Origin of the sequence: Naasia sp. SYSU D00057 (genome assembly GCF_017916505.1) — a bacterium.
GTDB lineage: Bacteria > Actinomycetota > Actinomycetes > Actinomycetales > Microbacteriaceae > Naasia.
The window spans coordinates 350069-375463 of record NZ_JAFMSZ010000001.1 but is presented as its reverse complement, the minus strand read 5'-3'; the positions used below and the strand labels follow the sequence as shown (position 1 = coordinate 375463).

The 25395-nt window shown below is 70.0% G+C and carries 23 protein-coding genes; 12 read left to right on the top strand and 11 right to left on the bottom strand.

The annotated features are described in order from the left end of the window. Positions 1–35 precede the first annotated feature (35 nt). From J3P36_RS01765 to J3P36_RS01720, 10 genes are all read left to right on the top strand, one after another. On the top strand, positions 36–1118 hold the full coding sequence (locus J3P36_RS01765; RefSeq protein WP_210505548.1) for a substrate-binding domain-containing protein: 1083 nt from the start codon (positions 36–38) through the stop codon (positions 1116–1118). Positions 1119–1234: 116 nt separating this feature from the next. Continuing rightward, the gene (locus J3P36_RS01760) at positions 1235–2788 is read left to right on the top strand and encodes a sugar ABC transporter ATP-binding protein (RefSeq protein ID WP_210505547.1); all 1554 of its coding nucleotides are present in this window, start codon (positions 1235–1237) and stop codon (positions 2786–2788) included. Beyond that, positions 2785–3771 carry an ABC transporter permease gene (locus tag J3P36_RS01755; protein ID WP_210505546.1) on the top strand — a complete coding sequence of 329 codons (987 nt, stop codon included), beginning with the start codon at positions 2785–2787 and terminating at the stop codon, positions 3769–3771. Before J3P36_RS01760 ends, J3P36_RS01755 begins: the two co-directional genes overlap by 4 nt. After that, positions 3768–4757: an ABC transporter permease gene (locus J3P36_RS01750; protein ID WP_210505545.1), complete on the top strand. Its 990-nt coding sequence runs from the start codon at positions 3768–3770 to the stop codon at positions 4755–4757. Before J3P36_RS01755 ends, J3P36_RS01750 begins: the two co-directional genes overlap by 4 nt. A gap of 20 nt (positions 4758–4777) precedes the next feature. After that, entirely contained in the window at positions 4778–6034 is a 1257-nt protein-coding gene (locus J3P36_RS01745; protein ID WP_210505544.1) for a Gfo/Idh/MocA family protein, read from the top strand. 207 nt (positions 6035–6241) lie between these two features. Then, a complete protein-coding gene (locus J3P36_RS01740) occupies positions 6242–6742 on the top strand; it encodes a hypothetical protein (RefSeq protein ID WP_210505543.1) in 501 nt (166 codons plus the stop codon). 65 nt (positions 6743–6807) lie between these two features. Next, on the top strand, positions 6808–7182 hold the full coding sequence (locus J3P36_RS01735; protein ID WP_210505542.1) for a VOC family protein: 375 nt from the start codon (positions 6808–6810) through the stop codon (positions 7180–7182). A gap of 113 nt (positions 7183–7295) precedes the next feature. Then, positions 7296–7667 (top strand): DUF3054 domain-containing protein, encoded by a 372-nt coding sequence (locus J3P36_RS01730; RefSeq protein ID WP_210505541.1) that lies wholly within the window; start codon positions 7296–7298, stop codon positions 7665–7667. A gap of 241 nt (positions 7668–7908) precedes the next feature. Continuing rightward, positions 7909–8520 (top strand): DUF4956 domain-containing protein, encoded by a 612-nt coding sequence (locus J3P36_RS01725; protein WP_210505540.1) that lies wholly within the window; start codon positions 7909–7911, stop codon positions 8518–8520. Next, positions 8520–9347, top strand: a complete 828-nt coding sequence (locus J3P36_RS01720; RefSeq protein WP_210505539.1) for a polyphosphate polymerase domain-containing protein — start codon at positions 8520–8522, stop codon at positions 9345–9347. Before J3P36_RS01725 ends, J3P36_RS01720 begins: the two co-directional genes overlap by 1 nt. 133 nt (positions 9348–9480) lie before the next feature. Here the strand turns inward: J3P36_RS01720 and J3P36_RS01715 are convergent, their stop codons facing one another. From J3P36_RS01715 to J3P36_RS01675, 9 genes are all read right to left on the bottom strand, one after another. After that, positions 9481–9852, bottom strand: coding sequence for a nuclear transport factor 2 family protein (locus J3P36_RS01715; RefSeq protein ID WP_210505538.1), 372 nt, complete (start codon positions 9850–9852; stop codon positions 9481–9483). Between the two features lie 72 nt (positions 9853–9924). Beyond that, positions 9925–10662 (bottom strand): response regulator transcription factor, encoded by a 738-nt coding sequence (locus J3P36_RS01710; RefSeq protein ID WP_210505537.1) that lies wholly within the window; start codon positions 10660–10662, stop codon positions 9925–9927. Further along, on the bottom strand, positions 10655–11911 hold the full coding sequence (locus J3P36_RS16700; protein ID WP_210505536.1) for a sensor histidine kinase: 1257 nt from the start codon (positions 11909–11911) through the stop codon (positions 10655–10657). Before J3P36_RS16700 ends, J3P36_RS01710 begins: the two co-directional genes overlap by 8 nt. Continuing rightward, positions 11911–12756 carry an ABC transporter permease gene (locus J3P36_RS01700; RefSeq protein ID WP_210505535.1) on the bottom strand — a complete coding sequence of 282 codons (846 nt, stop codon included), beginning with the start codon at positions 12754–12756 and terminating at the stop codon, positions 11911–11913. The genes J3P36_RS16700 and J3P36_RS01700 overlap by 1 nt, the downstream gene beginning before the upstream one ends. Before the next feature lie 62 nt (positions 12757–12818). Further along, complete coding sequence (locus J3P36_RS01695) at positions 12819–13742, bottom strand: ABC transporter ATP-binding protein (protein WP_210505534.1); 924 nt, start codon at positions 13740–13742, stop codon at positions 12819–12821. A gap of 380 nt (positions 13743–14122) precedes the next feature. After that, entirely contained in the window at positions 14123–14497 is a 375-nt protein-coding gene (locus tag J3P36_RS01690) for a PH domain-containing protein (protein ID WP_210505533.1), read from the bottom strand. 142 nt (positions 14498–14639) lie between these two features. Continuing rightward, positions 14640–15857 (bottom strand): FAD-dependent oxidoreductase, encoded by a 1218-nt coding sequence (locus J3P36_RS01685; protein WP_210505532.1) that lies wholly within the window; start codon positions 15855–15857, stop codon positions 14640–14642. Beyond that, the gene (locus J3P36_RS01680; RefSeq protein WP_210505531.1) at positions 15854–16417 is read right to left on the bottom strand and encodes a TetR/AcrR family transcriptional regulator; all 564 of its coding nucleotides are present in this window, start codon (positions 16415–16417) and stop codon (positions 15854–15856) included. The genes J3P36_RS01685 and J3P36_RS01680 overlap by 4 nt, the downstream gene beginning before the upstream one ends. Before the next feature lie 82 nt (positions 16418–16499). Continuing rightward, the gene (locus J3P36_RS01675; protein WP_210505530.1) at positions 16500–17168 is read right to left on the bottom strand and encodes a response regulator transcription factor; all 669 of its coding nucleotides are present in this window, start codon (positions 17166–17168) and stop codon (positions 16500–16502) included. Between the two features lie 124 nt (positions 17169–17292). Between J3P36_RS01675 and J3P36_RS01670 the strand changes: the two genes are divergently transcribed. Next, the gene (locus J3P36_RS01670) at positions 17293–17586 is read left to right on the top strand and encodes a GlsB/YeaQ/YmgE family stress response membrane protein (protein ID WP_210505529.1); all 294 of its coding nucleotides are present in this window, start codon (positions 17293–17295) and stop codon (positions 17584–17586) included. A gap of 77 nt (positions 17587–17663) precedes the next feature. On the opposite strand, the gene J3P36_RS01665 is transcribed toward J3P36_RS01670, so the two are convergent. Continuing rightward, on the bottom strand, positions 17664–18113 hold the full coding sequence (locus J3P36_RS01665) for a hypothetical protein (protein ID WP_210505528.1): 450 nt from the start codon (positions 18111–18113) through the stop codon (positions 17664–17666). Between the two features lie 277 nt (positions 18114–18390). Next, positions 18391–23331 carry an AAA family ATPase gene (locus J3P36_RS01660; RefSeq protein WP_210505527.1) on the bottom strand — a complete coding sequence of 1647 codons (4941 nt, stop codon included), beginning with the start codon at positions 23329–23331 and terminating at the stop codon, positions 18391–18393. Positions 23332–23778: 447 nt separating this feature from the next. On the opposite strand from J3P36_RS01660, the gene J3P36_RS01655 reads away from it, so the two are divergent. After that, entirely contained in the window at positions 23779–25113 is a 1335-nt protein-coding gene (locus J3P36_RS01655) for a serine protease (protein WP_210505526.1), read from the top strand. Positions 25114–25395: the final 282 nt, after the last annotated feature.

The window sequence follows — 25395 nt, the reverse complement described above, 5'->3', positions numbered from 1 at the left end:
AAATTTAGAGGCAGCACCGATTCAAGGAGGAATCAATGCGCTATCGGACCGGCATCGCCGTCCTCGCGGTCAGCGCCGCACTGCTCACCGGCTGTTCGAGCACCGCCCCCACCACCGGCGGCGACACGGGCGGCGGCGAAGGGGGAGGCGGCGCCAGCGGGGGCCCCTTCACCATCGGCGTCAGCAACGCCTTCGTCGGCAGCGAGTACCGCACCCAGATGATCGCCGACATCGAGGAGGTGTTCAACGAGTACAAGGCCGACGGAGTCGTCGACGAGCTGGTGCTCGAGAACGCGGACGCCGACGTCAACGGTCAGATCCAGCAGGTCCGCAACCTGATCAATCGCGGCGTCGACGCGATCATCATCGACCCGAACTCCGGCAGCGCGCTCGACGCGGTGTTCCAGGAGGCGATCGGCCAGGGCATCCGGGTCTACGCGATCGACCAGGCGGTCGACACCGAAGAGGTGCTCAACGTCGGCATCGACCAGGCCAAGTGGGCCGAGACGAGCGCACAGTGGCTCGCGGACACGGTCGGCGAGGGCGGCAAGATCGTCGTCGTCAACGGCATCGAGGGCCACCCCGCGAACGAGGCCCGCTGGAACGCCGCGAAGGCCGTGTTCGACAGCTCGGGCGTCGAGGTGCTCGCCGTCGGCAACGGCGACTGGGACCAGGCGACCGGCCAGCAGACGATGAGCGACCTGCTCGCCACCTACCCCGACCTGCAGGGCGTGTGGACGCAGGACGGCATGGCTCAGGGCGTGCTCCGCGCCGTCGAGGCCGCGAACCGCACCGGCGACATCGTCGTCAGCGGCGAGGCGCGCAACGGCTACATGCGCATGTGGAGCGAGCTCAAGGCGGACGGCTTCCAGAGCATCGGCGTCGTGAACCCTCCCGGCACCGGCGCGACCGCGCTGCACTTCGCGGTCCGTCAGCTGCAGGGCGAGGAGCTCGACGAGTCGAAGACCGTCGACGGCGACATCGTGCTCGAGCTCGAGGAGGCGATCACCAACGACAACTTCGACGAGAAGTGGGCGGAGGTGCAGGACCAGCCCGACTCGTACGTGCTCGACTCGGTGCTCTCCGCCGACGAAGTGGGCGAGTACTTCGCGGGCTGACGCCGCTTCGGCCGCTCGTCGCCGGCTGAACCTCGGCGCCCACCCCCTCAGTCCGTCGCCGTCCGCTCCTCCCAGCGGGCGGCGACGGACCTGATCGATCCTCGAAGGAGAGGCTCGTGCCCCTGCTCAGCATGACCGGAGTGCACAAGCGCTACGGCGGCGTCCGCGCCCTCGACGGCGCGAGCCTCTCGCTCGAGGCCGGGGAGGTCCACGGCCTCCTCGGCCCGAACGGGTCGGGCAAGTCGACGCTCAACAAGGTGCTCGCGGGCACCGTCAGCCCGGACGCGGCCACCATCGAGCTGGACGGGCAGCCGATCACCATCGGCAAGCCGCGCGATGCCGCCGCGCGGGGCATCGCAGCCGTCTACCAGCAGCTGTCGCTCGTCGACAGCCTCACGGTCGGCCGCAACCTCACGCTCGGAGTCGAGCCGACCCGCGCCGGCTTCGTCGACAACCGGGCGAGCGCGGCCGAGATCGACGAGGTCCTCGAGCGGCTGCGCCCCGGCCTCGGTCCCGGCGTCACCGCGACCACCGAGGTGTCGTCCCTTACACCCGGCCAGCAGCAGCTCGTCGAGATCGCGAAGGCCGTGCTCCGCCGGCCCCGCATCCTGATCCTCGACGAGGCGACCGCGTCCCTCCACCGCGACCAGGTGCAGCTGCTCTTCGAGATCATCCGCGAGCTCACCGCCGCCGGAACGTGCGTCGTGTTCGTCTCGCACCGGCTCGAGGAGGTCATGACGATCTGCGACCGCGCGACCATCCTGCGCACCGGGCGCACCGTCGCGACCCTCACCATCGCGGAGACGAGCGAGTCCGAGCTGGTGCGGACGATGGTCGGCGACGTCGCCCAGGCCGAGCGGCGCGCCGAGCTCGCGCGGACCGACGACATGGTGCTCCGCGTGCGTGGGCTGACGGCGCCCGGCGTCTCCGACGTCGACCTCGACGTCCACCGCGGCGAGATCCTCGGCCTCGGCGGGTTGCAGGGACAGGGCCAGTCCGAGCTGCTGCTCGCCCTCTTCGGCGCCACCCCGATCCGCGCCGGGGAGATCGAGCTGAACGGCCGCCGGGTCGCGAACACGTCGGTCGTCAAGGCGACCGGCAACGGATTCGCCCTCGTTCCGGGCGACCGCGGGTCGCAGGGACTGTTCATGCAGCGCGCGATCCAGGAGAACCTCTCGATCGTCAGCCTGCGCCGCCGGCTCCTCGCGGCCCTCGGCATTTCGATGCGCCGCGAGCGCGGCGTCGCCGCCGATGCCGTCCAGCGGCTCAGCATCAAGATCGGCGGACTCGACGACCCGGTCACGAGCCTCTCCGGCGGCAACGCGCAGAAGGTCGTGATCGCGAAGTGGCTCCTCAACGAGCCGGCGGTCGTCCTGCTCGACGACCCGACCAAGGGCGTTGACATCTCCGCGAAGGCGGAGATCTACGCCATCGTCCGCGAGCTCGCCGACAGCGGCGTCGCGGTCATCCTCAACTCGAGCGACGACGTGGAGCTCGCCGAGCTCTGCGACCGCGTGATCGTGCTCTACGAGGGCCGGATCCGCACTCAGCTCGTCGGCGACGAGATCACCTCCGATCGCCTCGTCGCGGCCGCGCTGCTGATCGGCGAGGGCGACCAGGGCACGGTCGACGAGACGGTCGCCGCGGCACCGGACGGGAGCGACCGATGACACTGGGAGTCGACAACCGCGCGGCGAGCAGTCGCGCCGTCGCCTGGATCCGCCGCGTGCAGGTCGCTTCGGTCGTCACCTGGGGACTGCTCGCCGCGGTCGTCCTCGTGAACGCGATGGTGCAGCCCACCTTCTTCACGCTCTACTCGATCACCAGCACGTTCGCGACGTTCGTGCCGCTCGTCTTCGCCGCGGTCGCGCAGGCGATCGTCGTGATCGGCGGCGGGCTCGACCTGTCGATCGGCACCATCGTCGCGCTGTCGAGCGTGGTCGCCCTCAAGGTGATGAACGGCAGCGACGCCCTCATCGGCGTCGGCTTCCTCGCCGCCCTCGCCACCGGCGCCGCGTGCGGGCTCGTCAACGGCCTCCTCACCGCCGTCGTCCGGCTGCAGCCGCTCATCGTCACCTTCGCGACGGCGTCCGTGTTCGGCGGCATCACCCTCGTCGTGCTGCCGAGTCCCGGCGGCGCGGTGCCGCCCGCGATGACGCAGGGCTTCCGGCTCGCGTTCGCCGGCATCCCGGTGCCCGTCTGGTGCGTGCTCGTCGCCGTGCTGATCTGGCTCGTCCTCTCCCGGACGAAGTTCCTGCGCCACGTCTACGCGGTCGGCGGTGACGCCCAGGCCGCGTACGCCTCCCTCGTCCCCGTGGTCGCGGTCCGCATCCTCACCTTCGTGACCGCGGGCGCGCTCGCCGGACTCGCCGCGATGGGCGTGCTCGCGAACACCGGATCGGGCGACCCGTTCATCGGCGCGGACGTCGCCCTCGACTCGATCGCCGCGGTCGTCCTCGGCGGCATCGCGCTCCGCGGCGGGCGGGGCGGTGCCATCGGCGCCATCGCGGGCGCGATCATCCTCGCGCTCGTCACCAACGTCCTCTTCTTCCTCAACGTGCCGACCACGTTCCGGGAGCTCGCGAGCGGCCTCGTGATCATCGCCGCCCTCGCGCTGTCGGTGCTGACGACCCGGAAGGGAGTGGTCCGATGACCGCCGCCACCACCCAGCGGGCCGGGATGCCGGACCGGCTGCGTTCGGTCGTCCGCAACCCCGTCGTGATCGCGTCGATCATCGCGATCGCGCTCGTCGTGATCGGGCAGATCGTCTCGCCCGGCTTCGGGTCCTACAACCAGGTCATCAGCATGCTGCGGATCTCGAGCTTCCTCGGGATCATCGCGATCGGGCAGACGATCGTCATCCTCTCCGGCGGCGACGGCATCGACCTCAGCGTCGGCAAGGTCGCCACGCTCGGCGCGATCGTCGGCGCGCGCGTGATGGACGGCACGGACGCCAACCTGGCGGGCGGCATCCTGATCCCGCTCCTGGTCGGGGCCGCGATCGGCCTCGTCAACGGGCTCGGCATCGTCTACCTGCGCATCCCGCCGTTCGTGATGACGCTCGGGATGCTCGGCGTCGTGCAGGGCATCATCCTCGCCTACACCGGGGGAGCGGCGGCCGGCCGCGCCGCGCCCTTCCTCACCGAGCTGGTCAACACGCGCTGGCTGCTCGGCGCCCCCGGCGTGCTCTTCGTCTGGATCATCCTCATCGTGCTCGTCACGCTCGTGCTGCGGCGGACGCGGCCGGGCTGGAACCTCTACGCCGTCGGCTCCAACCGCACCGCCGCGCGGCTCTCCGGCATCCGCGTGAACTCGACCGTGATCGGCGCCTACGTGGCGTCCGGGGTCTGCGCGGTGCTCGGCGGTCTGCTGCTGCTCGGCTACACCGAGTCGGTGTTCCTCAACCTCGCCGACGGGTACACGCTGCCCTCCATCGCGGCGGTCGTCATCGGCGGCACTCTCATCGCGGGCGGCGTCGGCGGCTACCTCGGATCCGCGGTCGGCGCCATCGTGCTCTCCGTCCTGCAGAGCCTGCTCACCACGCTCAACATGCCGGCGTCGCACCGCACGATCGTCAACGGCGTCATCCTGCTCGTCCTGCTCGCCCTCTACGGTCGCCAGCGCAAGCTGAGGTCGTAGCCACTCCCGGAAGGTCCTCCATGCCCTCGCGCACCACCCTCGGCGTCGGCCTGCTCGGCGCCGGCTTCATCGGCTCGTTCCACGTCCGCTCCTGGCAGGGCGTGCGGGACGGCGACATCGTCGCCGTCGGGTCGCGGACTCTCGAGGCCGCCCGCGACCTCGCGGCGACCGCGGAGGCGTCCGGAGTCGGCGAGAACGTCGCGGCGTACGCGGACGTCGCCGAGCTGGTGCGTGATCCCCGCGTCGAGGCGGTCTGGGTGCTCACGCCGAACTTCACGCGCCTCGAGGTCATCCGGGCCATCGCCGAGGAGGTGCGGGCGGGACGCGCGCCCCAGCTGCGGGCCATCGCCATCGAGAAGCCGCTCGGCCGCACGGTGGCGGAGGCGGAGGAGATCCGTGAGCTCGTGGTCGGCGCCGGTCTGCTGCACGGCTACCTCGAGAACCAGGTCTTCGCGCCCGGCATCACCCGCGCCCACGACCTGCTGTGGTCCCGAGGCGCCCCGGCCGCCGGCTCGCCGTACCTCGCGCGTGCCGCCGAGGAGCACTCCGGCCCGCACAACACCTGGTTCTGGAACGCGGCGACCGAGGGCGGCGGCGTCCTCAGCGACATGATGTGCCACTCGGTCGAGGCGGGCCGGTACCTCCTCACCCCGCCCGGCACCGATCCCGCCGATTGGCTCACCCCGGTCTCGGTGAGCGCGACGATCGCGTCGCTGAAGTGGGGCCGCGACCGGTACGCGCGGGAGCTGCTCGACGCCTACCCGGGCGTCGTCGACTACCGGGAGGAGCCCAGCGAGGACTACGCGCATGCGGTGTTCGAGTTCACGAACGGCGACGGCGAGCCGGTGGTCGTCGAGGCGACCACCTCGTGGAGCTACGTCGGTGCCGGCCTGCGGCTCTCGTTCGAGCTGCTCGGGCCCGAGTACTCGATGAAGTCGGACACGCTCGACACCGAGTCGAAGGTGTTCCTCTCCCGCCGGCTGCAGCAGGCGGAGGGGGAGGACCTGGTCGAGAAGCAGAACGCCGAGCAGGGCCTCATGCCGCTCGTCTCCGACGAGTCGGTCACCTACGGCTACACCGCCGAGAACGCGTCGATGACGCGCGCCTTCCTGCGCGGCGAGCAGCCGGCCGAGTCGCTCGCGAACGGCGTCGAGGTGGTGCGTCTGCTCATGGCGGCGTACGCGTCCGCGGAGACGGGCCGCACGGTCGACCTCCGCGAGGGCTTCCACGACTTCGTGCCGGCGGTGGCCCAGGGCCGCTGGAACCCCCGCCGCTGACGGCCCGAGTCGGTGACCACCTCCGCTGGCTGAGGAGCGCGCGGAGCGCGTCTCGAAACCACGCACTGCACCGTTGGACCCAGCCGCCTCCCAGTCACTAAGACACGTCGGGCGGTCGCGAGACGCGGACCTCCGGTCCGCTGCTCAATCACCGGGATGGAGGCCGCGGCCAGGTTGAATGGAAGACCACTCGTGAAGGAGACCCCCGTGGCGCGCGCGAAGGCACCGAAGACCCAGGTGGGCGGCTACCTGCTCGCCGGAGCGGGGGCGCTGCTGGTGCTCGCCTTCATCTCGCCCGTGATCGGCCTCGCGGTCGACGGGTGGTTCCTCAACCTGCTCTTCCACGCCGCGATGACGGCGGGCTTCGCCCTCCTCGCGGTCACCACCGAGGGGCCGACGCGGATCGCGTTCGGGCTCGCCGCAGTCGGCTGGCTGATCCGGGTGCTGTCGATCTTCGCGGCCGTCGACGTGCTCTACGCGCCCGGCAACCTCCTCGCCGTGTTCGGCGGTCTGGTCGGCGCCGCGCTGATGGTGTCCGGCCGCCGCAAGGGCGGCGGTGCGATCGCTCTGGTCATCGCGATGCTGCTCGGAGTCGCGTACGTCTTCCCGACCCTCGTCTCGTTCCTGCCCGGGCAGGCGCTCGGCTTCGTGCCGGCCCTGTTCGGCGCCGCGCTGCTCGTCGCGGGCATCCTGCTGCCGCGCCGCTGACGCTCGGCGCGTCCGGCCGCTTCCGGTTGTCCGAGGCCGGGAGTAGCCTCCGCGGAGGAGGTGCGATGGAGAAGGTCACCGGCATCGGGGGAGTGTTCTTCCGCGCGAAGGACCCCGACGCGCTCAGCCGCTGGTACTCCGCCCACCTCGGCGTCCTCCCGCCGCCGCAGAGCTACGCCGACCCGCCCTGGGAGCAGACGGGCGGCCCGACGATCTTCGCGCCGATGACGGACGACGCGGCCCTCTTCGCGCCCGGCTCGCAGCTGTTCATCAACTTCCGCGTCGGCGACCTCGACGCGATGCGCTCGCAGCTCGAGTCGGCGGGGATTCCGGTGCAGCTCGACCCGGAGGAGTACCCGAACGGCCGCTTCGCCTCGCTCACCGACCCGGAGGGCAACCAGATCCAGCTCTGGGAGCCGAAGGAGCCCGACCTCCCCTGACGGACCCCGGTGCCCGAGGAGGCGCCGCAGGCGCCGTCCACCCCGGTGATCGAGGAGGTGCCGCAGGCGCCGTCCCGAGATCACGCACCGTCCGCTCGAACTAGCGTGGACGCGTGCCTTCCCGCCTCCGCCCGGTGCTCGCCTGGGCGATCGACCTCCTCCTGCTGCTCGCCTTCGTCGCGATCGGCCGAGCCAGCCACGGCGAGGGCCCTGCGGGCTTCTTCCTCACGCTGCTGCCGTTCCTCGTCGGCCTGCAGTCGGGATGGCTGCTCCGCGCGGGCCGGGACCCGATCCGGATCGTGCCCTCCGGCCTCATCGTGTGGGCGTCCACGCTGGTCCTCGGGATGCTGCTGCGCGCGCTCACCGGCCAGGGCGTGGCGCTGTCCTTCGTGATCGTGACCGCGCTCGTCCTCGCGGCCTTCCTCCTCGGCTGGCGCGCCCTCGCGCTGCTGATCAACCGGGTGCGCGCCCGCCGCGCTGCCTGAGATACCAGCGAGCGAGCCGCGCCACGAGGGCCGCGGGCCTCTTGTGTTGAGGGAATTCCGCCCCGAACCGTTTCCGGCTCACCGCGAAGTGAACGGAAAGTGACGAATGAACGGACTTTTCTCCCGTTTTCGATGAATTCGGTATGGCATTGCTGAGTGTTCCCCGGGCATCATGATTCTCAGGTACCCGACCTACGTTTCCAGGCAACCCGACCTGGCTCTCCCTACCCAGGAGTTCCTTGTGCCCCAGTATGCCCTGATCGGCCTCGACATCGTGGCGATCACCCTCCTCAGCTTCGGCATCTACCACCCGCGCCATCGCCGGCGTGACCTCGTCGCGGCATTCCTCACGGTGAACATCGGCGTCCTCGCCGTCACGGAGATGCTCGCGTCGGCGGCTGGCATCGGCCTGGGTCTCGGCCTCGGCCTGATGGGCGTGCTGTCGATCATCCGACTCCGGTCCTACGAGATCTCGCAGCACGAGGTGGCGTACTTCTTCGGCTCTCTCGCCCTCGGCCTCATCGCCGGGCTCAACGACACCGTCGACGTGCTTCCGCTCGTCCTCATGGTGCTCGTGATCCTCGCGATCTACATCGGCGACCACCCGAAGCTGTTCCGCCGCGACCGCGAGCAGGTCGTCGTGCTGGACCGGGCGATCTCCGACGAGCGCGAGCTGGTCGCCGAACTCGAGCGGATGCTCGTCGCGAAGGTGCACTCGGTGCAGGTCCGCCAACTCGACCTCGTCAACGACACCACGGCAGTCGAGGTCCGCTACCAGCTGCCCCGGGGCTCCGCGACGCGGGCCGGTGCCGCCGACACCCGCGACCCCGCCGTCGTCCCGGTGACGCACTGATGTCCTCCCCGGCGTCCCGGCTCCAGCAGATGGAGCCGATCTCCCTGGACGAGCTCAACGCGGTCGCCGCGCTGCAGACCCGCGTCGACCGGAAGTACCTCGTGCCGGTCGCGTCGCTGGACACGGTGCTCGCCGACCTCGGGGACGACTGCCGCGTCCTCGACTTCGGCGGCGCCCGCGACTCGCTCTACGAGTCCGTCTACTTCGACACCCCGGAGCTCACCAGCTACCTGAGCGCAGCGCGGAAGCGCCGCCGCCGGTTCAAGATCCGCACCCGTGCGTATCTCGACACCGGAGCCTGCTTCCTCGAGGTGAAGACGGCCGGCGGCCGCAGCACGACGGTGAAGGACCGCATCGAGTACGGCCTCGACGACCGCGACGTCATCACCGAGGAGGGCCGCGAGTACGTGGACGAGACGATGGCGCTCACCGGCGTCGCCGACCTCCGCGAGACGCCGCTGATCCCGAAGCTGATCACCGGCTACCGGCGCAGCACGCTCTACATCCCGTCATCCGGCGCCCGCGCGACGATCGACCTGGGCCTCGAGCTGAAGATGGACGACGCGCACCGGCTCGTCCTGCCGCACCTCGCCGTCGTGGAGTCGAAGTCGGCGGGTGGTCCGACGATCGTGGACCGGCTGCTCTGGCGGCACGGCCATCGTCCGGACTCGATCTCGAAGTACTGCGTCGGGCTCGCCGCGCTCAACCCGCACCTGCCGTCGAACAAGTGGCGGCGCGTGCTGCGGACGCACTTCCTGGGTCCGCACGAGGCGCCGCGCTTCGCCGACCAGGCGCCGGCGCGCGACGCGCTGACCTCGGCGGCCTGAGGATCGGGCGTTCCGGCGGCACCGCTCCCTCGGTGTCGCCGGAGCTCCCGGACGCTCGAAGGCGCGAACGCCGGCGCCGCGAGGGCGCCCCGAAACCGCCGTCACCGGGTGGGCGGCCGAGGGCAGGTCCTGCTCAGACCCGGGCGTCGCTCGCCGAGGGCAGCTCGATGTTGTACGAGCGGATCTCGCGGACGAGCCCCTCGGTGAACTCGTAGATGTCGCACGAGGCGACCGTCGAGGCGTCGCCGGTCGAGTCGACGTAGTGGGCGACGCTGTCGATGATCACCGTGTCGCCGGCCGGGATCGACCGGAACCGCTCGAAGTCGGTCGAGGTCGCGGCGAGCTCCGCCTCGGTCGCCTCGAGCAGGGCGAGGACCGCGTCCTTGCCCCGCAGCGGCTCCTCGCCGACGAGGGTCCAGACGATGTCGTCGGCGAGGCGGGGGATCGCCGTCTCGAAGTGGTGGCTGGAGATGGCACGTGCGACGTCTTCGTTGGTGAGCTCCATGCCTCACTGTGGCACCGGGGACGGCGCCGCTCCAAGGCTTCCCCGGGCGCGTCGCCCGTTATGCCGCCGAAGTCACCCCTCGCCGGGCACGACGAGCCCCGTCTCGTAGCCGAGGACGACGGCGTGCACCCGATCGCGCAGGTCGAGCTTGAGCAGGATGCGGCCGACGTGGGTCTTCACCGTCGACTCGGACAGGTAGAGGGTGCGGGCTATCTCGGTGTTGGTGAGGCCGCGCGCGATGGCGCGGAACACCTCCTTCTCCCGCCCGGTGAGCACTGCGAGGCGGGGATCGTCGGCCCCCGGCTTCGTGCCGGCGCCGTCGGTCGGCGCCCTGCCGGTCGCGGCCTCGTCGGCCGAGTCGGGGATCCGGTCGGCGAAGAGGTCGAGCAGCCGCCGGGTGATGCGGGGCTCGACGATGGCGTCACCGGAGGCGACGGTGCGGATGGCGGCGATCAGCTCGGGCGGTCGCGCGTGCTTGAGCAGGAAGCCGCTCGCCCCGGCGCGGAGGGCGGCGAACGCGTACTCGTCGAGGTCGTAGGTGGTGAGGATGAGCACCCTCGTGCCGGGGTGCCGCTCCACGATGGCGCCGGTGGCGGCGATGCCGTCGACGGCGGGCATCCGGACATCCATGACGACGACGTCGGGCCGCAGCTCGTCGACGCGGCGGATGGCGACCGCCCCGTCCTCGGCCTCGCCCACGACCGTGATGCCGTCGGCGCCGTCGAGCACCATGCGGAAGCCGAGCCGGATGAGCTCCTGGTCGTCGACCAGCAGCACCCGGAGCTCGCCCGGCGCGGCTTCCTCAGGCATCCGTCCGTGCCTCCTCCCGATCGCGGGGGAGGAGGGCGCGCACCGTCCAGCCGCCGTTCGGGCCCGGTCCGCTCTGCACGGTGCCTCCGTGCACGGCGGCGCGCTCCTGCATGCCGATGAGGCCGCGCGCGGACCCGACGCTCTCGGCCGGTTCGCCGCGTCCGTCGTCCGACACGGTGACGGCGACGAGGTCGGGCTGGCAGGCGACCACGGCGTCCACCCTGGTGGGTGAGTCGGCGTAGCGGAGGGCGTTGGTGAGGGATTCCTGCACGATCCGGTAGACGGAAAGCGCAAGGGTGCCGTCCTCCATCGGCGCGCCGCTGATCGTCAGCCGCACGGGCAGCCCGGCCGACCGGAAGCGCTGCGCGAGCTCCTCGAGGTCGCCCTGGCCGGGGGCCGGGCGGAGGGAGCCGTCCCCGTCGCCGAGGACGCTGAGCAGGCGTCGCATGTCGTCGAGGGCGGCGCGGCCGGTGCTCGAGAGCTCCTCGAGCACGCGCTTCGACGCGGCGGGATCGCGATCGATGGCGGATGCGGCACCGTCGGCGAGGGCGACCATCACGGAGACGCTGTGCGCGACGACGTCGTGCATCTCGCGGGCGATGCGGCCGCGCTCGGCGAGAGTGGCGATGGTGGCCTGGCTGTCGCGCTCTCGCGCGAGCTGGTCGGCCCGGTCCATCAGCGCCTGAAGCCGCTGCCGGCGCGAGGTGACGACCATGCCGAGGAGGATCGCCGCGATGCAGGTGACGGCCATCACGAGCAGGAGGTAGGCGACGTCGGAGCCGGCGAGACGCTCCGGCAGCTCCTCCCGGTGCAGCAGCATCCCGAGGACGACGACGACGAGGGCTGCCGCTCCGCCCGCCCAGGCGAGCTTCGCGGACCGGTAGGCGGCGACCGCGTAGAGCGCGATCGGGATGGCGAGGAGGTCGTTGTTGGCGTCGACCGAGAAGGTGACGATCGCGACGAGGAGGGTGACCGCGGCGAGCACGGTGAGGGGCCGGTAGCGGCGGAACAGCAGGGCGACGCCGGTGAGCACGGCGGTGACGATGTGCAGCGGCGTGATGTCGGGCACACCCTCGATCACCTGCACGGTCCGGATCGTGCCGAAGGCGAGGGCGAAGAGCCCGCCGATCAGCCCGTCGACGAGCCAGGGGGAGGCGTCCGTGATCCGCCGGGTGAGGGCCGACCAGCGCGAGGCAGCCCCGGCGCCGCCCTCGCGGGCGATCGCCGGGGACTGCTCCCGAGGTGTCACTAGACGTCCCGTCTCTTCCAGAGCACACCGGCCACGACGGCGGCGGCCGCCACCTCGGCCAGCAGGATCGCGAGGCCGGTGAGGACGGTCGTCCAGCCCACCTCGTCGAACGGCTGGAACAGGAGCATACCGACGGAGGTCGGCAGGATCCGGGCCAAGGTCCCGCCGATTACGGGGATGATCGGCAGCAGGACGGGGGCGGCCAGGACGATGCCGAGCACGAGACCCAGACCGGCCGCGGTGCTGCGGAACAGGGAGCCGAGCGCCGTGCCGAACACGGCGATCAGCGCGAGGTAGACCGCGCCGCCGATCAGTGCCTGCACGGTGGGCGCGTCGAGTCGCCAGGCTTCCATGCCGAGCGCGGCGAGCGCCGGCTGGAGGAACAGGTAGGAGATGGCGCTCGTGACGAGTCCGAGCACGAATCCGGCGGTCGCGCTGACGATGAGCTTCGCCGCGAGGATCGGGGTCCGACGCGGCACCGCGGTCGCGGTGACGGCCAGCAGGCCGGATCCGCGCTCGGTGCTCACGACGAGCACGCCGAGGACGGCGACGATCGACTGGGCGATGAGGATCACGAAGCCGAGCACGCCGATCGCGGGGCGGGCCCCGAAGGTGGCGGCGATGATCTCGGCCGGGTCCTCCCCGCTCGTGGGTGCGATGAGGAAGCCGAGCACGATCAGCCCGGTAAACATGGCGGTCGAGGCGACCGCGAGCACGGCGGCCCATACCGAGGAGCGGAGGCTGCGGAGCTTGATCCACTCGGAGCGGAGCACGCCGCGGAACGTGACCCGCGGTGTCGGGGATGTGGAGCCCGCCTTGGTGAGGGCGGGGGAGAGGGCGGTCATGGGACTGGTCCGTGCTTTCTGGTTCGTGATCGGTTCGGGGTGGGTCGGAGAGGCTGCGGCGGTCATCGGCCGGCCGTCTCGAGCGAGGACGCGGCGTAGTCGAGGGCGTCGTGGGTGATGGCGAGGTAGGCGTCCTCGAGGGACGCCGTGGTGGTCGTCAGCTCGTGCAGCACGATGCCGCCCGCCATGGCGGACACCGCGACGTCGGCGGCCTCGAGGCCGCGCACCTCGAGCCGGTCGGCCGCGGTGCTCGTGACGGTGACGCCGGGGCCGGCGAGCCGGTGGGCGAGCGCCGTGGCTTCCGGGGTCCGGACGACGACGGTGCTCTGCTCGACGCGTGCGAGGACGTCCTGCAGGGGAGCGTCGGCGAGGATCCGCCCGCGGCCGATGACGATGAGGTGGTCCGCGGTCACGGCCATCTCGCTCATCAGGTGCGAGGACAGGAACACGGTGCGCCCCTCCGCGGCGAGGTGCTTGAGGAGGTTGCGCACCCAGATGACGCCGTCCGGGTCGAGTCCGTTGATCGGCTCGTCGAGGATGAGCGTCTGCGGGTCGCCGAGCAGAGCGCCGGCGATCGCGAGGCGCTGCCCCATGCCGAGGGAGAACGAGCCGGCCCGCCGTCCGGCGACGGAGTCGATTCCGGTGAGTTCCATGACCTCGTCGACCCGGCGGTCGCCGATGCCGTGGGTCGCGGCGAGGGCGCGGAGATGCGCCCGCGCGGTGCGGCCGGGGTGTCGATTGCCCGCGTCGAGGAGGACGCCGAGCTCGTGCAGGGGCGCCGCCGCGTCTTCGAAGGACTCGCCGTTGATGGTGGCGAACCCGCTGGTCGGCCGGTCGAGGCCGACGATCGAGCGGATGGTGGTCGACTTCCCGGCACCGTTCGGGCCGAGAAAACCGGTGACCCGCCCGGGATGGACGGTGAACGAGACGTCGTCGACGGCCAGCGTCGACCCGTATCGCTTCGTGAGGTGGTGGACTTCGATCACCGCTGGCTCCTTCTCGAGGCTGCACTCCGATCTGGAGTACGGCGACGAAGTTACGGAGAGGCGGGAGGGGAGAGCGTCGGCCTCGGGTGCCGATGTTGCGGCGCGGGGTAGTACCGGGGGCCTAGGTTCAGAGGCCGGACGGATCCGCTCCAGCAGCCATGCGCAGGCTCGAGCAGGTCACGGAGGGGCTTCAGCAGGCACAGAGAGGCTTCAGCAGGAGCAGCGCGGCCGATTCTGCCTGCTGGACCGACATTCCTCCTGCTGAGCAGGGGCTCCGCCATGGAGCGATGAGCTCGGCCGCCTCCGGGCGGAGTGAGCCCCTGGTACCTGCGAGGTCGACCCGTGCGCCGGACGTCGGCCGGCCGGCGCGGCCGTGCTGACTACAGGATGTAGTGCGCGAGCAGGCGGTTCAGGTACTTGATGTCGAACCCGCCCTTGAACTCGAGGCGGACCTTGCCCAGGCCGCTGAACCACATCTCGAGCTCGGCGTCGAGGTCGAAGGTGCCGGCCGTCTCGATCGAGAACGCCTGGATCTTCGAGTACGGCAGCGTGGTGAAGTCCTTCTTCCTGCCGGACATCCCCTGCACGTTGACGGCGATGATCCGCTTGTTCGTGAAGACCACGAAGTCGCGGACCGCCTTCGTCGCGACGAAGATCTCCTCGCCCTCGAGCAGGATCGGCTCCAAGGTGCCCTGCACCTCCTGGGGGCTGCACTGCCCGAGCTTGAAGACGGATCCGTTGGCGAAGTCGATCATCGGTTGGTGCTCCTTCAGGTATCGCTGAAGGCACAGCGAAGCAGCCGGAGCGGGGAGGCGGGGATACGCCGCTCCGCGGGGCGGTTTCGGCAGCCCCGAACTGGGGAGACGCGCCTCCGGGCGGGCGGACGGTTCTCCGCGTTCACCGGCGCAAGGGGAGCGTTCCATCCCGCGTATCGCCGCGTGCGCCTCCGAGCTCGGTGACGAGTGCCGACGGCTTGCCGGCCAGAGCGGAGGCGACGAGGCGGTCCCCGAACGGCAGAGCCGAGGCGGTGAGGGCGGCTCGGCGCAGCCACCGCTGCCACCTGCTCCTGGGCGCGAACCAGCGCGCGCCCCTGCGTCCGGTCTCCTGCCGGTTCTCCACGAGCGGCCGCAGCCGGCGCTCATAGGCGTCGAGAGCGGAGGGGATCGAGTCCGCCTCTGCCAACTCGGCCGCCAGCACGTAGGCGCCGGCGACGGCGAGGGAGGCGCCCTGTCCGGCGAGGAGCGAGACGGCGGCTGCGGCGTCGCCGAGCAGCGCGACCCGGCCTCGACTCCACGAAGGCAAGACGACTTGAGCGACGGTGTCGTAGTACACCTCGTCGCCGGGCGGGCATGCCGCGAGGGCACGGGGTGCGAGCCAGCCGAGGGAGGCGTACTCCGAGCGCAGCGTTCTCCGTGGGTCGTCCGGCCGGTTCCGATCCTCGGTGCGGTGCACCGCGAAGACGGCCACCCTCCCGTCGCGCAGCCCGTAGAAGCCCATGGAGCGGTGCAGGGTGTCGGTCAGGCAGAACCGTCCCCGGATGGCGGCGTGCGCGGCTGCATCGCGGAAGGTGTAGGCAGCGGTGGCGAAGCCGAGGGGCCGCAGCCAGTCGCTCTCCTGTCCGAAGACGAGTGCCCGAACAGCCGAATGGATGCCATCGCAGCCGACGAGAAGATCCGCGCTCAGTTCGGTCCCGTCGCTGAGGGTCGCCGTCACGACGTCCGGCTGGGCATCCACCTTCGTGATGGTCGCCCCGTAGCGGAGGTCGACCCTCGCCGGGAGCTGCTCCCGCAGGGCGCACTCGAGGTCGGGCCGCATGATGCTCACGAGGCGCCCGCCCGCCGCCTGACCGAACCTCTCATAGCTGAGCCGTGCACGCGCGCGGCCGGCATCGTCGCAGTACGCGACCTCCTCGACCCGGTAGCCGAGCTCGCGGATACGCGGCAGGACCCCCATCGCCTCGGCGGCGTCGTAGCCGGGGCCGAAGAAGTCGATCATGTAGCCGCTCTCGCGCGGGCCCGGCGCCTTCTCGATGACCGTGACGTCAGTGCCCGTCAGGGCGAGCTGCCGTGCGAGGGCGAGCCCGGCGATCCCGGCGCCGCTGATGAGGACCCTCATGACGTCTCCCTTCCTCCGGTGGGCAGGAGCTGCCGCAGCACGGAGGCGATATCTGCGCCACTCGGCCGTCCGGTGAGCGCACGGTGCAGCAGCAGACCGTCGACGGCGGCAGCGAGCACGATCGCGGTCCCGGATGCGTCGGGCACCCCCCGCTCCGCGAGACGGACTTCGAGCATGCGGCGGCAGCCGTCGACCACCCCGCCGAGCTCCTGCCGCAGTTGTACGTCCCGACTGGCCGCGAGGTAGGCCTCGACGAGCAGCAGCGACATGGGGTCTCGCCCGCTGTAGTCGTCGAGCATGCCGAGCAGCACGCTGAGCGGGTCGTCCGATTGCGCCAGCAAAGACTCGAGCTCCGTCATCATGCCCCGCGCCGCCGTGATGGCCGCTTCGGCGAGCAGGGCCGCTACGGACTCGAAGTGATAGTGGACGAGCCCGGCGCCGATCCCGGCGCGATCGGCCACCATCCGGGTGGTGACGGCCGTCCAGCCGTACTCGGCGATCAGCTCGGCGGCCGCGCGGAGCAGCCGATCTCTGGCCTCGCGACCGCGTACCGTCGACATCGCATCCGTCCTTTTGGGCAGTTGCCCAAGACCAGGCTACGCGGGGACGGCGGCGCTGTCACGCGTGAGACGGCGCAAGCCGCTACGGCCCGCCCATCCAGTGGTCGATGCGGTGATGGTCGGGCGTGAAGCCGTGGTCGACGCCCCACAGCACCGCCTGGGTCCGGCTCACCGCGCCGATCTTCCGGTAGATGTTCCGGATGTACGACTTCACCGTGTTGGGGGAGAGGTAGGTGAGCTTCGCCACCTCCGTGTTGCTCTTGCCCTGGGTGATGAGGGCGAGGATCTCCGACTCGCGCTCGGTCAGTCCTTCGCGGCGTCCCGGCCAGTCGAGCCCCATAGCGGCGCGGGCCCGGCCGGGCGGCTCGCTGAACACCCTCTCGCCGGCGTGGATCCGCTCGAGCGCGGCCACCAGCTCGCGGGCAGGCAGCGTCTTCGACAAGTAGCCGTGCACGCCCTGCTTCTTCGCGCTCTCGATGAGCTCGGGCGCGAAGTTCCAGGTGTACATGACGACCTTGCGGGCCCGTGCGTTGCGGACGAGGGTTCGGATCTCGTCGTGGTCCGACTCGGGTTGCGCGAACGAGTCGTAGAGGACGATGTCGACCTCGTCGTTGGTGGCCTGGTTGGCGTCGATCTCGGCGACGACGATGCGGTCCCGGTAGCGGTCGAACATGTGGGCGAGGCCCACGAGCACGACGTCGTAGTCGTCGACGAGTGCGATCTTGATCGGCGCTTGGGGGAGGCCGCCCATGGTTGTCAACCTACCCCCTGAGGGGTGTACCGCCACACCCGCACGGGTGTTTGATTGGTGCCATCTCGACGACCGTCGGGACACCGTTCACCCGCACGGCACGTGCGCTCCGGAAGGCAGAACAATGGGCTGGCTTGGCCTGATCATCACCGTCATCATCGTCGGCCTCATCGCGGGCTTCATCGCGCGCGCTGTGGTCCCGGGCAAGCAGGACATGTCGATCGGCATGACGATCCTGCTCGGCATCGTCGGATCCTTCATCGGCGGCTTCCTCGGCTTCCTCCTCTTCGGAGCGGACCCCGAGGGCGGCTTCCTGCAGCCGTCCGGCATCATCGGCTCGATCATCGGCTCGATCATCGCGCTGCTGATCTGGGTCGCCGTGAAGCGCCGCGGTGGCACCTCCACCCGTCGCGTCTGACGCCTGCTCGTACTGCGGATCCGCCGCTCCTCCTTTCGGAGGGGCGGCGGATCTGCGTGAAGCTCCGTCCTCGCGCCTCACCCCATCGCGCGAATGAGGTCGCCGATCGTGCTGATGGCGGAGATGTTGTTGATGGCATCGCCGAAGTACGGGTGGAGGTAGACCCAGTCGGGAAGGAAGCCGAGCGGGTCGCTCGGGACGCCTCCGGCGTATGTCGAGGGCGGGACGAGGCCTGTGCCGTTGATCACGATCTCGCCGCTCGGGCGGATGAACTGCTCGACGACGCCGTTCTCGTCGAGGTCCTGACCCACGAGGTCGAACGCTCCGGTGCCATTCGGGTCGGTACGGACGGTGTCGATGACGCCATTAAGGTTCGTGTCCTGAGCGACGTAGTCGACGACGCCGTCCTGATTGAGGTCGCCGGCGAGGGCATCGACGTAGCCGTCTCCGTTGCTGTCGGTGAAGCCGCTGTCCACCGCGCCGTTGCCGTCGGTGTCGTACCAGGTGTACTGGGTGGGGTCGAGCATCGTTCTTCCCTTTCTATCTAGTGACCGCGGCTGCGGGTCGCCGCCGGGGAGCATCGTCCCGGTCCGGGTTGCCGACCGTGTCCGACTGCTCGCGACGATTGGACCAGTGGCGAGCGCCCCGTAGGTGCGGCTACCGAACGCTCCGGGCGTCGGCATGCTGACGTTGTTGCGGCGGTGGACGGAGTAGTCCCGCGTCGCCCATGGTTGGGACACAGGCAGCCTCCGCGTAACCGGGTCCCCCGGTGATGTGGAGTGCCAAAACGCAGATGTGTGGAGGTCAGCGGTCGCTGCAGGTGTGCTGATACTCCTCGTCCGGCAGATACTTCGCCCACTCCGCTCTGCTCATATCCCTGCCCACCAACCGACACGCCGTTCCTACCCAGCTCTCCGGCTCGAGGTTCCAGGAGATCACCGTTCCGCCGGCCCCGAGCGTGATCATCCCTCCGTCGGAGAGGTAGACGAGGTGAGAGGCATCTGGCCCGTGGGCTCTGATCGGGGGCCCGATCTGAATGCGCGAGTCGGCATCCCATAGGCGAAGCGCGCCGTCCTGGCCGAGTGCCGCGATACGTTCCCCGCCCGGGGAGACCCCGACAGCCGTGAGTGGATTTCCATCTCCTGTCAGCACCTCAACCGGCTTGTCCGAAGTAACCACATCGGCTCGGTGGACAGTGCCCGAGGACGTCGCTCCGATCACGAAGCTTCCCTCGCCGGCGATGAGGTCGGTGAGATCGGTGCCGGACAGTTGGATCTCATCGAGAACGGCGCCCGTGTCGGAGTCGACGCTCGTCACGTCGCCGCTTTGAGTCCACGCGAAGAGGGTGGACCCGTCAGGAGCCCACTCCACGCCCATCGTGCCGGGTTCGATCGGCGTGCGCGACAAGGTCGGACTGTCGGACCCGATGTCGACGATCACGAGTTCTCCGTCGTGGGCCGGGATGGCGATCCGCCGTCCGTCGGGAGAGATCGCCGGAGCGCCGTAGAGGTGCGTCCCATCGGTGGAGAGGTCGACGAGCTCGACGAGCTGGCCGGTTCCCGGGTCGACGAGTGCGAGCTGGGTGACGTAGTCCGGAGTCTCTACGTAGATGGCAAGGAGGCTGCCGTCTGGGGACAGGTCGCCCTCGCGCATCCCGGGCACGAACGCCTGTAATGGTCCCGCATCTTGACGGAGCGTGGACGAGGAGAGACGGCTAATGCCGCTGTGCTCGATGAGCAGAATGGTACGGCCTGACGGCTCCGGAAGCGCCGACCAGACGAAGTAGTCAGGGCTCCGGGGGTCGCCACGTTCGGAGGTCACCCCAATAGTCGTTCTTTGTGTCGGGTCGAACTCGGCGGCGGTCGCGTTCGGGCTTGCGAGTACGACCCGCCGCTCGTCCAGGTATTCCGCAGCCACAGAACCGCTCATTCCGCCGAGGATCGCCAGTACCTCGCCGTTGTCGGTATCGACGACTCGCGCCGACCCGTCGATTCCCGAGAGCACGAGCGACTGGGAATCAGGCGCGAAACCGAGACTCACCGACTGACCATTCGGAACCGCGAACGGCTCTGCGGAGGAAAGGAGGGTGACCGCGTCGAGAATAACGGCGTCGCCCGAAAATCCTCGCGCCGCAATCTTCGTGCCATCGGGGGAGTACTTCAGGCTCACGATCCCGCTCAACCTGGGTACCTCGACGACTTCCTCGATCGGAGTGCCGTCGAGTCGGTAGCGTTGCAGGGTGACGCCCCCGGTCGTTCCGATCGCAACTTCTGCGGCCGTCGGATTGGCAGCCACGGACACCTGCCCTGCACCGTCCGCCGCCGGTATGGTCGCTCTTTCCGCTCCGCTGCTCAGGTCCAGAATGTGCACCGCAGGCGTAGGGAAGAAGCTCGCGATCGCGACCGACTGGCTGTCGGAGGTGAAGTCGAAGGAGTCGATCGCGGTTTCCCCGGCGAGGGGACCGGCGACCGATGAGCCGTCCACAGCGCTGATGACGTACACAGCGTCATTGCTGAAGTAGGCCAACAGCCGGCCGTCGGGACTGAGGGTGATGGTGGGAAAGTCGGCAACCATCCCCTCCACGAGCGGGGTTGCGTCCAGCTCCCAACTCGCAGTATCTGCACGGCGCACCTCGCCTGCACTGGTCGCGATGAAGAGGTTCGTGCGATCCGGGCTCAAAGCCATGTCGGCGATTCCGGAGGGCAGAGTCGGCAGCGAGCGCGATCGGTGTCTCGCCCCATCGAGAGCTGCCAGCAGTCCTCCCTCCGTTTCCAACGAGGGATGGCGTCCATACGCTTCGACCGCGAGCAGCAACGACGTGTCGCTGCTGACGCCGGAGAGGCCGATCGCCTGGGTCGCGAGGGCGATAGCGGCGGACTCATTGGCGCGAGCGAGCGCGTCACGCTGTTGAGCGACGCCGAAACCCAGCGCCACCAAGGCCCCGACGAGGACGAGCACGAGAGCGGAGCTCAACACGCGCGATCGGCGCAGCTGCCGCCGGGTATGGACGAGCTCCTCAAGGTGATGCTGCTCCGACACGGCGAGGTACTCCCGCTCGAGGGCCGAGACATCCTCCTGGTGGGACGCCGCCCATTCGAGAGCAGCGCTCAGCCGGGTGCCGCGCAGAAGCGCCCCGCTATCCCGGTCAGTCGCCTCCCACTCCCGCGCCTGTTCCGCGACCTGGTGGTGCAGCCGCCTCCCGATCCGGTCGGCATCGAGCCAGTCGCGTAGACGAGGCCATTCACGAAGCAGAGCCTCGTGGGTGACCTGAGCGGTCGTGGACGACACAGTCACCAGCCGTCGCTCCGCCAGCCTGTCGAGCAGGCGTCGGCTGACGTCGTCGGTGCCGAGCTCACCAAGGGGAGCGACACGGGCGACATCGCCGCCCTCGTCCCGCGGGTCGGCCAGCCGAAGGAGGATGCGCCGGGCAGCGTCCTGCTCGTCGTCCGTCAGCAGGGCGAACGTGTCCTCCGCCAGCGTCGCGATTGCCTGCCGGGCGCCCCCGGCTTCCGCGTAGCCCGCGAGTGTCATTGAACGCCCCCGCCGCCGGCGCCAGGTCTCCAGCATCGCGGTCGACAGCAGGGGAAGACGGCCCACTGCATCGCCGACATCGGCAATCGCGGCGTCCGCGAGCCCGCGCTCGAGAAGGAGCCCGGCTCGGCGCGCAGGTGCTTCGATGGCGCGGTGAAGCTCGGCCGCCGTCATCGGCGGCACCAGAACTTGGGACTCCGACATCGCTGCGGCGAGGGCGGGATGCTCGGCCGCGCGACCGTAGTAGTCGGCGCGCATGGCCACCACCACGGCCGTATCACCGTCCCCGTTCAGTGAGCGCAGCAGAAGATCGAGAGCGGCGGCGCGCTCACGTTGCCCGTCTCCATCCCCACCTCGGTCCGAGGTCGTCCACAGTTCCTCGAACTGATCGACGATCAGTGCCACCCGCTGGCCGTGCGCCTCGGCCCGCGCTCGCTGAAGAGACGCCGCTAGCGACTCCCGCCCTGGAGTGGTGATGACCGGCACCCACTCGGAGGAGCCGGGAAGCGCCTCCCGTGCGAGGGCGGGCACGAGGCCTGCTCGGACCACGGATGACTTGCCCGATCCGGACGGGCCCACCACTGCGAGGAAGCGGGAGGCACCGAGCTTCGCCACAAGCTCGGCGATCAGGAGCTCGCGCCCGAAGAAGTCGGCGGCGTCTTCCGGCTGATAGGCGGCCAGGCCTTTGTAGGGACACTGCGGATCGGCTGGATCGGATTCGCGCCCATCCAGGGACGGGAGGAGCGTGGGGCGTTCCTCCTCACGCAACTGCTGCAATTGGTGGACCACCTCCGCGATCTCGTCACGCTGTGCGCGAAGATCGCCGCGGAGCCCCTCCGCGCGGCCCAAAGCCGCCTCCGCTCTCCGGGTCAGGAGGCGCTCCCGGACGTCGATGGCCAGGCGAAGGGCGAAAGAGGGGTTGCCTTCGCTTTCTGAGCGGATCGCGCGGAGCGCGGACGAATCGACATCGTCACCGGTGACGCTCCGGACCAGGCGGTCGGTGTCCTCAGGAGACAATCTCTGCAGCCGGAGGTTGACGATTCCGGCAAGCTGAGCGACCGCCGCAGCGACCGCGGGGGAGCCAACGTGGCCGGTGTGGTACCCCGCGATCACGAGGAGGCGAGCTGCCCTGGTGGACTCGAGGAGCCGCCGGAGAACGACGAGGGACGGCGGGTCGACGTCGTCCAGGTCGTCAAGGACGATCGCGATGGGCTCGTGCTCCGACCACCGCACGACGAGGTCGTCGATCGCGTCCGCTATCTCGATCGCTTCGACGTCGACGGGCGCCGCCGTTGGAGGAGCCTGCCGAGGAAGGAGCTGTCGAAGCACGGGGGCGAGGCGCAGCAGCGGGGACGCCGTGGTTCCGACGGCGAGACGGACTTCGGCCCTTGGCACTGCCTCCGCCCAGTCCGCCAGTGCCCGACTCCAGGGCGCGAAGCGCGAGCTCTTTCCGAGCGCGGCCCCGAACCAGACAGTCGCCCGTCCCGCGACGAATCGGGCAGCGATCTCGGCCGACAGGCGAGTCACCCCGACGCCTGGTTCCCCACCGATCAGCACCAGGCGGCGGTTGCCCTCCCAAACCGCCTCCCAGGCCTGAGCAGCGGCGCGAAGTTCCTCCTTCCGCCCTAGCAACGGCGGCAGAGTTCCGTCGGTGGCGACAGCGGCGGCGATCGGGTCTGGCAGTTGGACCTCGCGACCGTCGGGCGTCCACACGACGGAGAACGCTGGGATCGGAGTTGCGATGCCCTTCAACGGTAGGGACCCCACGGGATCGAAGCGGCTGATCCCTTGCGGTTCGGCGAGAGTGCGGACGATGTCGCTGACGAGGATCTGCCCGCTCCCTGCCGCCGCACAGAGCCGTGCGGCGACGACGACAGCGGCGCCGAAGTACCCGCCCCCTTCGCTGGTCAGCGGCTCCCCAGCGTTCATCCCGATCCGGATCGCCAGCTGACGTTGCGGAGGATAACGACGGTTGAAGGACACCACGACCTCCTGCATCAGGACCGCCGCGTCGACCCCCTCCGCAGCCCCCTCGAAGGCACAGAAGAGCCCGTCACCGGTGAAGTCGACCTCGTGACCACCCGTGATCTCAATGACGCGCCGGAGAAGAGTGAAGAGCAGGCGTCGAACCTCCTGCGCGGCATGGTCGCCCAGCAGGGTCAGCTGCTCGGTCGAGCTGACCTGATCCACGAACAGAAAGGTCCTGGTGGGCATCGACTCCTCGAGTCGTCACGTCCTCGGTGACGCGCTGTGCGGGAGCGTACACCCGTGGAGCCCGGCGGCCCACGGCCGTCACGCCCCCGCGAATGGCTTGTTGCGCCCCCGTGACCGGCCCCACGCTCAGCGATACCGAGGGGAGGGTCGACGACCGTGTCGCGAAATCGGGCCTCGAAGCACTGCCCGCGCGGCCGCGTGCTCGAACGCGAGCGGCGGAGTCGTCGGGCTCCGCCGCTTCGTCGTGCCCTCAGGCGCGACCAGCGTCCTCCTCAGCTCGCAGGGGAACGCGCCGGCGACCCAGCGTCGGCAGCCCGACCGAGTAAGGGTCGCGAAGCCGACGGAGTAGAAGCGGCGGCTGGCCGAACCTCGTCTCACGCGACAGATTGTCGCCGAGTCCACCACCGGATACACCCGGCGTGGGACTCCTTCGGAGAGGAATTGAAAGTGGCACTCATCTCGACCCTCGCGAGCGGACTCGGCACCACGGCGCTGTCCGCCGTCCTCACGCTGGCACCAGCGAACGCGGCCGCCCTCACGACGGCGCGGCCGGCGACCGCGGTCTCGTACCAGTCCTCGCACGCCGATGGGAACCTCTACAGCGAGCTGGAGCCGGCCATCGTCCACCTGCAGATGGAGTGGACAGCGTCCGTCGGATTCGAGACGGAGGAGGGGATCCAGTGGTCGGACCCCATCACGGTCCTGTCCAGATGCACGGGCTTCTTTGTGGACGGAGCCGGCCACGTCGTCACCGCCGGGCACTGTGTGCAGAACGACGAAGACATCGAGGTGGCCATCATCACCGAGTACGTGGACCAGCTCCTGGACGGCGGCTACCTTCCCGCTGAAGAGTACGACCAGGTCCTCGACTACCTGTTGAGCGAGGGCCTCCTCGCCGGGACAGAGGGAGGCGCGGTCAATCTCCTCGTCTGGGCGTACCAGCCGCAGGGCCTACCAGGGCGGGTGCTGCAGAAGGACTACCAAGCACAGGTGGTCAGTGCAGAACTGCCAGAGAACGGAGATCTCGCGCTGCTGCTGGTGGGGGTCTCGCCCGAAACCTTCCTTGCTATCGCCGAGACCGATCCTCGGCCCGGAACCGCGGTGACCGCGATCGGCTTCCCGCAGTCCGTGGAGTCGACGACGGACACCGATCTCGTCCGCGCCAGCTTCAAATCCGGCACGATCAGCAGCCAGCAGACCATGGACAACGGACTGTCGGTCACCGAGATCAACGCGGACGTGGACTTCGGAATGTCCGGTGGCCCCACGATCGATGGCGACGGCACCGTCGTGGGGGTGAACTCGTTCACCACCGGCACCGCGACGGATGCTTTCAACTTCATCACAGACGCCACCGATCTGGGCGACTGGCTGAAGGTGCAGGGGGTTGACGTCACCTACGCCTCGGACGCGGACGTGGAGGAGGCCTCCGACGCGGAAGTCGAGGAGGAGAAGCCCGCGACGCCCGCAGAGACCACGGGCGGCACCGTGGTGAAGGACAATCCTCCTGCAGAGGTCGGCGACGCTCTACTCGGGGTGATCCTCCTGGTCGGGTTCGCTGTCGGGGCAGGATCGCTCCTCGCCGGATCGGTGATCCTGGTGGTGTACCTGGTTCGCCGCCGAGCGGCCCGCCGCGCCCTAGCAGAGGAGGGCTGGCCGGCCCCCACCGTGCCCGCCGAGCAGGTGTGCAGTTCCGGCCACATGACGACACCCGGCGCCTCGTTCTGCTACGCCTGCGGTGAACGGCTGGCGACCGGACCGCTGAAGCCGCGGTTCGGCTGATACGCACCGTCCACGAGGGGAAGCAGCGGAAGCTGCTTCCCCTCGGTCGTGTGCTGTCCATCAGAGTGGGACGCCGCGGTCCTCTCCCCAAGCCAGTGAGGCCCCGGACTCCGCGCCGGATCCCAATCGCTGTTCGCGCCCCCGGCGCGGCTCAGCCCGGGATGACGGACGAACGGACCGCCGTTGCTCACGTGCATCACCGAGGATCGGGACTGCGGGGCGTCCTCGCCGATCCGCCACCACGCCCTCTTGGCGGCGGTTGCGGTGATTCGGGAGGCAAGG